Here is a 13,096-nt window from a genome sequence, read left to right as displayed (position 1 = left end):
CTTCACGTGGCGATATGATGTCTTACTCTGGATCTCGTGAGACTGTATTGAAACTACCAACCACGGATAAAGCATGAGTTCTTTGTTTCGCAATATTTCGAGGATAAGATCACTGATCTTCATTCCTGTCATTCAGGTCTTCCTTGTTCTTCACGCGGGCTGCGATAACCCGGGTGGTAAAACTCCGGAAAAGGATTTTACTCTGACAGCCGATGAACGGTATATTGTCCAACTCTACGTAAAAATAAACGAATTAGAGAAAAATCTCCAAGATAATCCGTCTGACAGCCTAAAAAAATGGGATACCCTCAAAGAAGGTGTCGATAAGGAAAGGATCCTCAGGACAATTGACAGCCTGAAGGAAAACCCTGAGAGATGGCATGCCGTTTTCAGCAGAATCGAACTACTCATTGAACGTGAAAAGCCGTGATCACCTCACAAGATTGAACAGATCAAGGAAAAGTATGAACACCATTAGAATTATCAGGATGATAAATCCTGTCTGGGCCATCACATTCTGAACCTTCGGTCCGGGTTTATACCCGGTCAGAGCCTCGACCACAAAAATGACGAAATGGCCTCCGTCAAATGGAAGGATCGGCAACAGATTGAAGATCGCCAGGTTCATCGAGAAAAACGCCAGGAAGTTAATCAGATAGCTGAATCCCCATCTGATCATATCCCCCGCCATGACACCGACTCTTATCGGCCCTCCGACAGCCTTGAGTGTGGCTTTTCCCGTAACCAGTTTGCCGAGAAAACTCATTATCGACACGAAGAGGTTGCTGAAAGCCTTCGCCCCGTATTTGACGGCAACGGGAAAAGAGACTCTCTGCTTCTCGTAAAACTCCCCTACACCGATCGCGCCGACCTGGATCACATCGAGTTTTTCTCCTCCTGATGGAGCGTCCATCGATGTGGGAGTGATCACGGAACTGTGTATCTCCCCATTGAGTTCCCACTTGAATTCTATCGGGATCCCGTTGCGCGAATAGATTTTCTCTGCCATTTCAAGGTAGGTATAGACAGTCGTATCATTCATGGCCAGGATTAGCGCACCGCTACGGATCCCGGCTTTATAAGCCGGACTGTCCTTTTTTACGTCCCCGATTATCGGCCTGCTGCTCGAAAAGATCCCTATCGTAAGCCGGCCCGCTTCCTCATTCCATTCGGGCGTCACTTGCGCGGTAAGAGTGTCGATCCCTCTTAAAAACCGGAATGTGGAACTCGCGCCTTCAGTGTAATCGACCAGGTCGCTTATCTCCTCGCCGGGTTTTAAAATCTTCGAGTTGATCTCTATAATCCTGTCTCCCGTCTGAAAGCCAGCCACGGCGGCGGGAGAATCATCAATGACACCACTGACCACATCGCCAGGATTCCTCACGAAGATGCCCTGTATCCATATAGTCGATATGTAAAGGACGATAGCCAGAATCGCGTTCATCGCCGGTCCCGCGAGGACAACAGACATCCTCTGGACAGGCTTTTTGCTTTTATACAGTCTCTCTTCCGGAATATCCTTCTCGAAATCGTCTTCCTTGTCTTCTTCTCCCTCGTTTTCTCCGGCAAATTTTACGTATCCGCCGAATGGAAGCGCTGAAAGCGCATATTCCGTCTCCCCGTACTTGAACCTGAGTATTTTCGGGCCGAAACCGATTGAAAAAGTTATGACGTAAATCCCGTTCAACTTTGCCACGAGAAAATGACCCAGTTCATGAACCAGGACAACAATACTCAAGACAAAAACAAAAGCGATTATTGTTAGAAACATGGAACCTCCATCAGGTTATAACAGCATCTTTATGTCTTTCACTCAAAAACCTTCTTGTCCATCTGTCCGCTTCAATAATATCTTCGAGAGAGGAAGCTTCAGACGGAATATGCGCGTCCAGCGCTTCTCTTATCCAATCTATAATCGTCATAAATCCCGTCTTTCCTGATAAAAAAGATGAGACGGCTACTTCATCAGCGGCATTTAGAACGGTCGGCGCGGTGCCTCCGGCTTTCGCCGCCTGCATTACGATATCGAACCCTGGATAATCCTTCCTCTCAAACTGGACGAAATCAAGCCTTCCAAAATCATTTACCGACAGTGGTTCCCACGGATATTGAGCTACGACGGGATAATACAGGGCATTGATTATGGGAAGACGCATATCCGCTGGTCCGAGATGAGCCAGAAGCGAACCATCTTTCATCCTGGTAAGGGAATGCACGATCGATTGAGGATGAATTACCACGCCTATCGAATCATACGGGAAATCGAAAAGCCAGTGCGCTTCTATTACTTCAAGTCCCTTGTTGATAAGATGAGCCGAATCGACGGTGACTTTTTTGCCCATTTTCCATGTGGGATGGTCGAGCACTTCTTCTACCGTTACGTCTGACAGGCCCGTCATATCCCTTTTATAAAAAGGTCCTCCTGAAGCGGTCAGGATGATCTCCAGAGTATCTTCCCTGTTGCCCCTCAGGCATCGCGAAAGCGAGAAATGCTCACTGTCGACCGGTATGATCCGTCCCGCAGTATTCTGGATCAGGTCGTTTATTATATGACCACCGGTTACGAGAGCCTCTTTGTTTGCCAGAGCTACGCTGCTACCCATTTCAAGAGCTTTGATCGTCGGCAACAGGCCCGAGATCCCTACCATGGCATTTATCACAATATCGGCGGCACCTTCCTCTACAAGGGCAAGGACTCCATCCGATCCCGACCCCCTCTCCCTTTTTCCAAGAAGAGGATCCTTTTTGATCAACCTGTTCAGAGCCGCCTCGCTGTATAGCGAGAAAAATGCGTCGGGAAAATCGGCAAGCTGTTCCTGCATCTGATTGATATTGCTTTCCGCGGCCAGGCCCGTTATGACAAAATCATCACTTGCCTGGGAAATGATCTCTACCGCGGCTCTACCTATCGATCCGGTCGAACCAAGAATGACGACTTTTTTCAAAGTAGCTACCTTCTCTGTAATCAGAACAAATAGTATCTGAGCAGATAATATATCACCGGAGCAGTAAACAGGACTGAATCGAACCTGTCAAGTACTCCCCCGTGTCCGGGAATAGTCTCGGAAGAATCCTTTACATCGACATCTCTTTTCAGCATCGATTCGACCAGGTCGCCGATCTGTCCTATTACAGAGGCTACAACGGCGAGAAGAACTGCGTCGATCCATCCGATGTAAGGAGCCATTATAGCCCTGACGATGAATATACCACCGATCGAGAAGAAGACTCCCCCGATAGAGCCCTCGACAGTCTTGCCGGGCGAGACCGAGGGAAATAACTTGTGCCTGCCAAAGAGCCTTCCTGTCGTATAAGCTCCCGTGTCATAGCTCCATGTCAGAGCGAATATCATTACGACATATGAATAACCAGCAGAATAATCCTGCCCGAGGATCTGCGGCAGTTCGCGGACGAGTATAAAATGACTTCCCAGCCACGCGACATAGAAGACTCCAAAGATCGTGACGGAGATATGATAGACAGCCCTTTCTTTTTCCTTTCTCCAGAGTTCACTCGTCATAATTCCTATAAAGATGACTGTCAGAAGGAGGTTGGCGTACACACCCTGCTGAAAGAAAATATACCATGGAAGCGCTATTCCACTCAGGATACCTATTATCTTGTATGGTTTTAACCCTTTTGCTTCCATCATCCGGTAGAATTCCCACAATCCCACGAGGATGATCATATCGATCAGGATCAGGTAATAGATCCCCCCTCTTCTTGCCGTGATCAAAAAACATGGAATGAATATCGCTGACATTATCAGCCTGTCAAGGATCGTACTTTTTTTGCCGCCGGACTTTTCAGCCTTCCCGGCTCTGCCCGAATGATCTTCGTTCATCCCTATTACCTGCTTTTTAAACCCCCGAATCTTCGATCACGGCACAGATACTCATTGATAGCTTTCAACAGGTGCTCTTCCCGAAAATCGGGCCAGAGGACATCCGTGACGAAAATTTCGGAATAGGCTATCTGCCAGAGAAGGAAGTTGCTTATTCTCAATTCCCCACTGCTTCTGATCAGAAGATCCGGATCGGGCAGATCGGGAGAGTAAAGGTACTGCCTGAAAAGTGTCTCATCGATCGAATCGACCTGGATTTTCCCTTCGATCAGATCACGGGCGATCCCTTTCACCGAATCGACGATCTCGGCCCTGCCGCTGTAACTCAGACATAGATTAAGGATCATTCCATCGTTTCGGGACAGCTTTTCAATCGTCTCGTCCAGGACTTTTTTAGTCGACTTCGGGAGGAGGTCGAGCCTTCCCATGGCCCTCAGCTGAATGTTGTTCTTGTCGAGTTCAAGGAATTCAGATTCAAGGACTCTCCTTAGAAACGACATAAGTGCTTTTACTTCCCCCGCGGGCCTGTTCCAGTTTTCAAGCGAGAATGTGTAGAGGGAAAGGACAGGTATTCCTATCCTGGCGCATGTCTGGACGGTCGTGCGGACTGATTCCCTTCCCGACCTGTGTCCGGCGATCCGGGGCAATTTCCTTTTCCTGGCCCACCTGCCGTTTCCATCCATGATTATCGCTATATGTTCCGGCAGTCCTTTTGTCTTTTTAAGGGCTTCTATCTCATTTTCTATTTCTTCTTCTTTCATCTCAGTCCCGATCGTCTCCTCCCACCACTTCGTCATTAAAATTCCATTATTTCCTGTTCTTTTACGTCAGAGACATTGTCGAGTACCTTGATCGACTCATCAGTCATTTCCTGTATTTCCTTCTGGTATTTATGAGAATCGTCCTCTGATATATCATGGGATTTCTCCAGTTTTTTCACCCTGTCATTGGCTTCCCGCCGAATATTTCTGATCGCTATCCTTCCGTCCTCCACTATGTGCTTTACTGACTTTACGAGTTCGATCCTTCTTTCCTCAGTCAGCGGCGGCAGGGGTATTCGAATAAAGGTGCCATCACTCTGGGGAGTCAGTCCAAGATTCGAGGCGAGTATCGCTTTCACGACTTCGCCTACGATAGGTTTTTCCCAGGGCTGAACAGTGATAAGTCTGGCATCGGGGATCGCGATATTTGCGATCTGTTTAAGAGGTACTGAAGACCCGTAATAGTCGACCTTTACACTGTCGAGAAGCGTGGGAGATGCTTTTCCAGTCCTTATAGAAGCCAATTCCATCTCTGTCATCTCAATCGATTTTTTCATATGATCTTCAGTTTCCGAGAATATCTTGTCAATCTGATCCATTTTAACCTCCTTATCTTACGATAGATCCTATCTTTTCGCCCTGTAATACCTTCTTGAGATTTCCCTTTTCCATTATATTGAAGACAATGATCGGAATATCGTTATCCCTGCATAATGCTACCGCCGTACCATCCATAACTCTAAGGTCGTCCCGGAGTACTTCAGAAAAACTCAACTCTTCTATCAGTTTTGCTGAAGGATCCCTGACTGGATCGCTGTCATAGATACCCTGCACCTTTGTCCCTTTTATCAGGATATCAGCCTCGATTTCCGCCGCTCTCAGCGCTGCCGCGGTATCCGTCGTAAAATAAGGGTTTCCCGTTCCTCCGGCAAGAATCAGCAACATCCCTTCGCGGAGACGACCGGCTGCTTCCCTCCTGATAAACCGTTCTGCGACCTGTCCTACTCCGAAAGGAGTCATCACCCTTGCTTCCACGCCCATTTCCTCCAGGACACCCTGGAGCGCGAGAGCGTTTATGACCGTACCGAGCATACCCATATAGTCCGCCGATATCCTCTGGACCTTCTTTCCGCTGATCATCGACCCCCTGAGTATATTACCACCTCCCACGACCACGGCGATCTCGACTCCCGTTTCAAGCGCCTCTTTTAAATCGGATGCGAACTCTCCTGTCATATCAAGATCTATACTCTGTTCCACCCCACCGAAGACCTCCCCGCTTACTTTCAGAAGCACTCTCCTGATCTCTGGACGCGCTGTCATCGAGATCTCCCTTCATAAAAAAGCGCAGGAATTATATATTCCCACGCTTTCTTTATTATACCAGTCTCACTTAGCCTGTTTCACCGTTCAGGATTATTCCTCTCCCAGCTGGAACCGGACAAAACGTCTAATAACCATGTTTTCTCCAAGTTTCCCTATTACTTCCTTGATCAGATCCCCGACGACGATCTTGTCATCTTTTATATAGGTCTGCTCAAGAAGTACATTCTCACTGTAGAACTTTTCAATCTTTCCTTCAACGATTTTATCAAGTATCTTTTCCGGCTTTCCCGACTTGAGCGCCTGGTTTCTGAATATCTCTCTTTCACGCTCAAGATCTTCTTCGGAAACGTCATCACGGCTCACAACGGAAGGATTCGCCGCCGCGATCTGCATAGCGATATTCTTCCCCAGTTCCTGGAAATCATCGGTCCTTGCCACAAAATCTGTCTCACAATTCAGTTCGACCAGGACCCCGAGCTTGTTATTGCTGTGAATATATGAAAAGATCGTACCTTCCTTAGCTTCCCTGTGCGCTCTTTTGGCAGCGGAAGAAAGTCCTTTCTCGCGCAGGATCTTTATCGCCGCTTCGATATCTCCTCCGGTCTCCTGAAGAGCCTTCTTGCAGTCCATCATTCCAACGTTAGTCCTGTCCCTGAGTTCCTTGACTAATTTCGGTGTTATTTCCATTTATTAATTCCTCCGGGCTGATCTTTATTCTGATTTCTTCTCTTCCGGTTCTGTCACAGCTTTCTCCGAGGGAGCTTTGCTGACGGGCGTTATATTCTCTCTTGTCGCCTGTTCCTTTTTCTTACCCTTGGATTCGACAAAATCCTTGTTCTTCAGGTATTTTGCTCTTCCTTCTATCACAGCGTCTGACAGAGTTTTTGTGAATAATTTTATCGAACGTATGGCATCATCGTTAGCAGGGATAGCGATGTCGACTTCATCAGGGTCGCTGTTCGTGTCGACCAGGCCTATGATCGGAATATTCAGCCTTTTCGCTTCCCTTATAGCTATCGATTCTTTATTGGTGTCAAATACTATGACACATGATGGCATTTTGCTCATGCCGCGAATACCGGCAAGGATCTTCAACAGTTTGGCTTTCTTCTTTTCGATATCGAGCCGTTCCTTCTTCGACAACTGTTCGATCCTGCCATCTCTTTCCATTGCTTCAAAATCGTCGATCTTGCTCAAACTGGCGCCGATGGTCTTGTGGTTCGTTAATGTGCCTCCGAGCCAGCGTTCGTTGATATAGTACATCCCGCATCTGGTGGCATCATCGCGAACGCTTTCCTTCGACTGCCTTTTTGTTCCCACGAAAAGGACAGTCTTACCCTCGCTGGCGATCTCATGAAGCATGCTATATGCGATTTTAAGTTTATCGAGAGTCTTACGCAGGTCGATGATATAAATGCTGTTCTGTTCTTTGTAAATATACGGTTTCATCTTGGGGTTCCAGCGCCGCGTCTGGTGCCCGAAATGAACGCCCGCTTCCAGCAGATCCTTGATCTGGACTTCCACTTTTTTCTCCTTTTGGTTTATCCTCCACCCCTTCATTCTACCGGCCCGATCCCCGTACGGGACACCATGGGTCGAAAAGGGATGTGTGAATTGTCGGCTCTAGCGCTTCGAGAACTGGAACTTCTTCCTCGCTCCTGGCTGGCCATATTTCTTACGCTCTTTTTCTCTCGCGTCTCTGGTAAGAAATCCTCCTGATTTAAGGACTCCTCTCATCGTCTCATCGTGCAATATGATAGCTCTTGAGATCCCGAGACGTATTGCTCCCGCCTGTCCGGCGGTTCCGCCTCCCTTGACGGTAGCCTTTATATCATACTTGGTCTCAGCGTTCGTAATATTCAACGGCTGACGGACCAGAAGCGTAAGGCTTTCCCTCTTCATGTATTCGGGAAGAGATACGCCGTTGACCAGGATGTCACCCTTTCCTTCTGTAAGATAGATACGCGCTACAGATGACTTCCTTCTTCCGACCGAATGGAATACTTCTTTCGACAAATCAACACCTCCCCTCATGTTTAAAAGGTATAAGACTTACCGGCCTTACCTGTCCGTACTAAAACTCAAGGACCTCAGGTGCCTGGGCCTTGTGAGGATGCTGGGCTCCGGCATAAACTTTAAGCTTTTTGAGCAGTCTTCGCCCCAGTTTGTTATGGGGAAGCATGCCTTTGACCGCGTTCGTCAGAGGAAAAACCGGATCCTTTTCCATCTTGACCTTGAGGCTCGTCAACCTCAGACCACCGGAATACCCGCTGTAGGACCAGTAATTCTTGTCTTCAAGCTTGTTGCCCGTCACCTTGACTTTCGAGGCGTTGACAACGACGATAAAATCGCCGATATCCATGTGAGGAGCATATCCTGGCTTGTTCTTGCCTCTGAGAATCGTGGCGATCCGCGACGCCAGCCTGCCGAGCGTTTTACCATTGGCGTCAATCAGATACCAGTTTCTTTCGAACTCTCCCGGCTTTAATACCGTAGTTTTTTGCATCATATTCCTCCGAAAAACACACTTATCCCCGGAAAATTAAGTATCAAAATATATACCCGGCACCTGTATATGTCAAGTTTCTTTAATTATTTATCTTAAAATGGCAGACAGGCCGATCAGAGCGGGATTTGAAACTAGCCTTTTGTCATTCCGATAACCTCATTTTGCCTATATTAATATCAAAAGGGCTCTTTATCAATCCTTTTTCAGTAATTATGGCGGTAATCAGCGAAGCCGGGGTGACGTCAAACGCCGGATTATATACGTTTACCCCCTCCGGAGCGATCCTGATTCCCTGATATGAGGTCAATTCTTCACTATCGCGGTATTCGATGACTATGTCCTCTCCACTTTCAGATTCAGGATCAAATGTCGATACCGGTGCCGCTATGTAAAAGGGGATTCCATAGTTAGAACAGATTATCGCCAGCGGGAGCGTCCCTATCTTGTTTGCCGTATCTCCATTCATCGCTATTCTGTCGGCTCCGGTAATCACCACGTCAATCTTCCCCGCGGCGATCAGCGACGCGGCCGCGCTGTCGCACAGGATAGTGGTTTTGATACCTTTTTTCATCGATTCCCATGCCGACAGCCTGCTCCCCTGAAAAAGAGGCCTTGTCTCGTCGGCATAGAGTTCTATCCTCTTTCCACTGGAGACCGCCGAATATATGACTCCCAGAGCCGTGCCGAACCCCGCCGTCGCCAGTCCTCCCGCGTTGCAGTGCGTAAGGACTCTCATTCCGTCTTCAATGATACCAGAACCATATTCGCCGATCATCAGTTCCCGGTCGATCTCCTCTTCGAATACAAGAAATGCTTCTTTTTCTATCCTGTCACAGAGCGACTCTATATCATCAGGGGCGTTTTCGACAATACTCCTCATCCTCCCAAGAGCGTAGAAAAGATTCATGGCGGTTGGCCTGGTCGCGGCAAGAAGATCTATCGCTCCAAAAAGCTCGTTGCGCAGAGCGTCAAAATCGTCCGATCGGGATACAGAGACTGTCCTTCCCTTCTCACGATCGAAAATATACCGCGGAAGATCTGGATCCGACCTGATGAGAACAGATTCAAGGGAAAGAAGCACTCCATAAGCCGCCGTGATCCCTATCGCCGGTGCTCCGCGGACTTTGAGAGATCTGATCGCTTCGGCGACATCCTCTACAGTCCGGAGATCGAGATACTTCTCTTCCGAAGGAAGGAGAGTCTGATCGATGATCCTGACCGCGCCTTCAACATAATCTACTGTACGAAAAAACATCGCCTCTTACTCTCCGATGATGTTGATGTGGATCTTTCTATTCCTCGGCCGGTTGTCGAATTCCAGAAAAACGACCTGCTGCCATTGCCCGAGGACAAGCTTCCCCCCGGAGACCGGGATCGAGAGGGATGGTCCCACGAGAGCCGCTCTCAGGTGGGAAAATCCGTTTCCATCCCCCCAGGTCTCATCGTGCCGATACGATCTGCCCGATGGAATGATCTTCTCGAAAAACTCGGGAAGATCTCCTATCAGACCGGGTTCATATTCTATAGCCGTTATTGCTCCTGTCGATCCTGGAACTATGACATTCAGCTGACCCGATTTTATGCCGCTCTCGGCAAGAGCCGCCTTGAGGTCGCCGGTGATGTCGACTATCGTTCCGTCCCCCCCCGTGGGGAATCTGGCTTCTTTTTCAAAAACAGTCATCCTTGCCCCTTCCCTGCCAATATTACTTTTTCCAGTTTCCTGAACATCCTGAAAAGTCTCGGCACAGGCAACCCGACGACGTTGTAAAAACATCCCTCCACCCTCTCCACGAAAAGAGAAGCATACCCCTGGATCGCGTATGCCCCGGCCTTGTCAAAAGGCTCCCCCGTGTCTATGTACTCCGATATCTCGGCTGATGATATTTTTCTGAAAAAGACATCGGTTGTTTCTTCCTCTATGAACCTGATATTAGGGGGGGATATTAGGACAACGCCGGTGATCACCTGATGCATGCGCCCCGAGAGTGTTTCCAGCATCTTGACCGCGTCATCCCTTCCTGCCGGTTTGGCAAGCACTTCGCCGTCGCAGACGACCGTTGTGTCAGCTGCTATAATAGTCTTGAGAGGATGCGACTTTTGAACGTCGACTGCTTTTAACTCCGAGAGGAGCCTGACTACTTTTACCGGATCGGTCCATATGACTTCATCTTCATCGACAGAAGAAGGAAAGACCTCGAACTCAAATCCGAGATTATCGAGGATCTCCCTGCGCCTCGGCGACGCGGAGGCAAGTATAAGGTCCTGCTGGACTTCAAATGATAAAAACGGATTCATCAATTATGCCCTTCCTGTGATACTTCGTCCTTCATATCCCCTCTGTCTCCCTGTCGATCAGCAGTGTCACCGGCCCGTCGTTTACCAGGCTGACATTCATATGAGCACCGAATTCACCCTCAGCGACTCTGGGATAATAGCCGGTGGAGATCTCGATGAATCTCCTGTAAAGCCTCATAGCCTCTTCCGCTGGAGCGCTGCCCGAGTAAGCGGGACGCCTTCCTTTCCTGCAATTACCATACAGCGTGAACTGTGAGATGACAAGCACCTCACCGGATAGATCGATCAGAGACCTGTTCATCTTTCCCTGATCGTCCTCAAAGATCCTCAATTCAAGGATCTTTCTGGCTGTCCAGTCAAGATCTTCGTCTGTATCTCCGCTTTTAAAAGCGGCCAGCACAACAACGCCGGGTCCGATCGAGGATATAATCCTCCCGCCGACCTCCACACTTGCTTCACGGACTCTCTGCACCACTACTCTCATGGCATTACGCTTTCTATCTGATAATACCTTATCGCTTTCACCTGGTATTGGAGTTCTTCTCTTCCCTGCCAGGAATTCATCCGCAGGTTTACTGCCATATCAAGCGATTTACCCATTATATCAGCCGGATTCCAGGCGCGTCCGAGGGAAAATCCAATGAAATCGTGAGTCATTCCACTGGTATCGATACCGCATATTTTCAGATGGCCGTTACCGACGATCCGGCTTCCCTCTATCACCCTGATATTTCTGACCAGGAATAACGGTTCCCTGTTCCCCGGTCCATATGGTTCCATTCTATCAAGGAACGCCAGCAGCTGATGAGCACGATCGCCAGGTTCGATCTCCATATCGATGACAAGCTGCCCGCAGGCATCATCAACGTTGAACTGATCTCCGGCAGCGATGTTGAATTTTTTCCGGAAATCATAAATATCTTCCTTCCTGATACTGAATCCCCCTGCTTCACGGTGTCCGCCGTACGCTACGAGATATTCTGAACACGATTCCAGTGTCTTTCTGACGTCGATCCTTCCCGCCGACCGGACCGAACCTTTCCCAGTCTCACCTTTTACCGCGATAAGAGCCGCGGGGAGCGAATACTTTTCGGTCAGTCTCGACGCGGCGATTCCTACGACCCCTTCATGCCAGGATTCCGAGGAAAAAACGAGCGCGTTCGGATCGCCTTTACTGATATTTATATCGGCAAGATACGAGGCTTCCTCCGTTACGGAACTGTCCAACGATCTTCTCGTATTATTTTTTTCCTCGATCGTCCTGGCGATCGAGATTGCTTCTTCCCTGTCATGAGTGGTCAGGAGGATAACAGTATCCCTCGTGCTTCCTATCCTTCCGGGAGAATTCAACCTGGGTACCAGGGTAAAACAGATCTGCCTCGCCGTGAATCCTTTCCGGGCTAGATTGGAAGCGCCCTGAAGCGCCTTGAATCCCTCCCGTTCCCATTTTCCCAGGGTCTTCATCCCGAGCGAGACCAGGACCCTGTTCTCGTCATTCAGATTCACATAATCACCAAGCGTCCCGACGGCTACAAGATCGAGCATCCCGGGAAGACCGAGATCTTTACCGGTTCGCGTCTCGACAGCCTGAAGGAACTTCAGCGCCACTCCCACTCCGGCGAGTTCCCTGAAGGGGTATTTTTCTCCCGGCAGCTTTGGATTGATAAAAACATCTGCCTCGGGAATCCTTTCGTCTATGTCGTGATGGTCAGTGATGATCGTCTTGACTCCTTTTCGGGAAAGGAACGATACCACCTCTCCATCACTCGAACCGCAATCGGTCGAAATCAGCAATCCAAGGTTTTTCTCGATTCCTCTTTCCATCACTCGCATTGAAAGGCCATACCCGTCTTTCGCCCTGTCCGGAACGAAAAAATGGACATCAGCTCCGTACCTTTTCAGTCCTTCATATAAAAGTGCCGTACCGCATATGCCATCAGCATCGTAATCGCCGTGAATGAGGATCTTCCTGCCTTCATTGGCGATACCTTCAAACAGCGATACCGCTTCTTCCATCTCCGAAAAAAGAAATGGATCGTGAAGATGAGTCATTGATGGTTCAAGAAATTCGAGTGCATCTTCAACCGATCTGATCCCCCTGTTGATCAATAACCTGGCACAGGCAGCCTCGATTCCCAGGGCTCCGGCGATGGTGTCACCAAGAGTGTTGTCATAATGGTTGATGATCCAGTTTTCCATTGTTCGCATCTCTCCGATATGAAATGGTAAAGCAGGCCTGTAAGCCGGATCCTGTCCCCGCCTGTGAAGACGGGCGGTGATCATTTATCTGGGACCGGAGTTGCCACCGGCCTCTATCGACCTACCCGAGAGTCAAGCGAAACGGGCCGTTTCTCCTCTTCT

The 13,096-nt window shown here is 48.8% G+C and carries 16 protein-coding genes; 1 reads left to right on the top strand and 15 read right to left on the bottom strand.

Translation table 11 applies throughout. From position 1 onward, the window contains the following. Positions 1–73: 73 nt before the first annotated feature. Positions 74–430 carry a hypothetical protein gene (locus JW814_10825; GenBank protein MBN2071940.1) on the top strand — a complete coding sequence of 119 codons (357 nt, stop codon included), beginning with the start codon at positions 74–76 and terminating at the stop codon, positions 428–430. On the opposite strand, the gene rseP is transcribed toward JW814_10825, so the two are convergent. From rseP to recJ, 15 genes are all read right to left on the bottom strand, one after another. Continuing rightward, positions 431–1,771 (bottom strand): RIP metalloprotease RseP, encoded by a 1,341-nt coding sequence (gene rseP / locus JW814_10820; GenBank protein ID MBN2071939.1) that lies wholly within the window; start codon positions 1,769–1,771, stop codon positions 431–433. A 10-nt stretch (positions 1,772–1,781) separates the two neighbouring features. After that, positions 1,782–2,945, bottom strand: coding sequence for a 1-deoxy-D-xylulose-5-phosphate reductoisomerase (locus JW814_10815; GenBank protein ID MBN2071938.1), 1,164 nt, complete (start codon positions 2,943–2,945; stop codon positions 1,782–1,784). 20 nt (positions 2,946–2,965) lie between these two features. Then, positions 2,966–3,844 (bottom strand): phosphatidate cytidylyltransferase, encoded by an 879-nt coding sequence (locus tag JW814_10810; protein MBN2071937.1) that lies wholly within the window; start codon positions 3,842–3,844, stop codon positions 2,966–2,968. Between the two features lie 5 nt (positions 3,845–3,849). Next, the gene (locus tag JW814_10805; protein MBN2071936.1) at positions 3,850–4,605 is read right to left on the bottom strand and encodes an isoprenyl transferase; all 756 of its coding nucleotides are present in this window, start codon (positions 4,603–4,605) and stop codon (positions 3,850–3,852) included. A 35-nt stretch (positions 4,606–4,640) separates the two neighbouring features. After that, entirely contained in the window at positions 4,641–5,204 is a 564-nt protein-coding gene (gene frr, locus JW814_10800) for a ribosome recycling factor (GenBank protein MBN2071935.1), read from the bottom strand. 10 nt (positions 5,205–5,214) lie between these two features. Beyond that, positions 5,215–5,928 (bottom strand): UMP kinase, encoded by a 714-nt coding sequence (locus JW814_10795; protein ID MBN2071934.1) that lies wholly within the window; start codon positions 5,926–5,928, stop codon positions 5,215–5,217. A gap of 93 nt (positions 5,929–6,021) precedes the next feature. Further along, the gene (gene tsf, locus JW814_10790; GenBank protein MBN2071933.1) at positions 6,022–6,618 is read right to left on the bottom strand and encodes a translation elongation factor Ts; all 597 of its coding nucleotides are present in this window, start codon (positions 6,616–6,618) and stop codon (positions 6,022–6,024) included. 24 nt (positions 6,619–6,642) lie between these two features. Beyond that, positions 6,643–7,491, bottom strand: a complete 849-nt coding sequence (rpsB, locus tag JW814_10785; GenBank protein MBN2071932.1) for a 30S ribosomal protein S2 — start codon at positions 7,489–7,491, stop codon at positions 6,643–6,645. 63 nt (positions 7,492–7,554) lie between these two features. Next, a complete protein-coding gene (rpsI, locus tag JW814_10780) occupies positions 7,555–7,947 on the bottom strand; it encodes a 30S ribosomal protein S9 (protein ID MBN2071931.1) in 393 nt (130 codons plus the stop codon). A gap of 58 nt (positions 7,948–8,005) precedes the next feature. Beyond that, entirely contained in the window at positions 8,006–8,437 is a 432-nt protein-coding gene (gene rplM / locus JW814_10775) for a 50S ribosomal protein L13 (GenBank protein ID MBN2071930.1), read from the bottom strand. A 145-nt stretch (positions 8,438–8,582) separates the two neighbouring features. Continuing rightward, positions 8,583–9,695 (bottom strand): S-methyl-5-thioribose-1-phosphate isomerase, encoded by a 1,113-nt coding sequence (mtnA, locus tag JW814_10770; protein MBN2071929.1) that lies wholly within the window; start codon positions 9,693–9,695, stop codon positions 8,583–8,585. Positions 9,696–9,701: 6 nt separating this feature from the next. Beyond that, entirely contained in the window at positions 9,702–10,121 is a 420-nt protein-coding gene (locus tag JW814_10765) for a YjbQ family protein (protein MBN2071928.1), read from the bottom strand. Further along, positions 10,118–10,735 (bottom strand): septum formation inhibitor Maf, encoded by a 618-nt coding sequence (gene maf, locus JW814_10760; protein ID MBN2071927.1) that lies wholly within the window; start codon positions 10,733–10,735, stop codon positions 10,118–10,120. Before maf ends, JW814_10765 begins: the two co-directional genes overlap by 4 nt. A gap of 31 nt (positions 10,736–10,766) precedes the next feature. Then, positions 10,767–11,219: a D-tyrosyl-tRNA(Tyr) deacylase gene (locus tag JW814_10755; GenBank protein MBN2071926.1), complete on the bottom strand. Its 453-nt coding sequence runs from the start codon at positions 11,217–11,219 to the stop codon at positions 10,767–10,769. Continuing rightward, positions 11,216–12,934 (bottom strand): single-stranded-DNA-specific exonuclease RecJ, encoded by a 1,719-nt coding sequence (gene recJ, locus JW814_10750; protein ID MBN2071925.1) that lies wholly within the window; start codon positions 12,932–12,934, stop codon positions 11,216–11,218. The genes JW814_10755 and recJ overlap by 4 nt, the downstream gene beginning before the upstream one ends. Positions 12,935–13,096: the final 162 nt, after the last annotated feature.

Source organism: Candidatus Krumholzibacteriota bacterium, from assembly GCA_016932415.1.
In the GTDB taxonomy this organism is placed as follows: Bacteria; Krumholzibacteriota; Krumholzibacteriia; order Krumholzibacteriales; family Krumholzibacteriaceae; genus Krumholzibacterium.
This window is presented reverse-complemented; position numbering and strand designations above follow the sequence as displayed.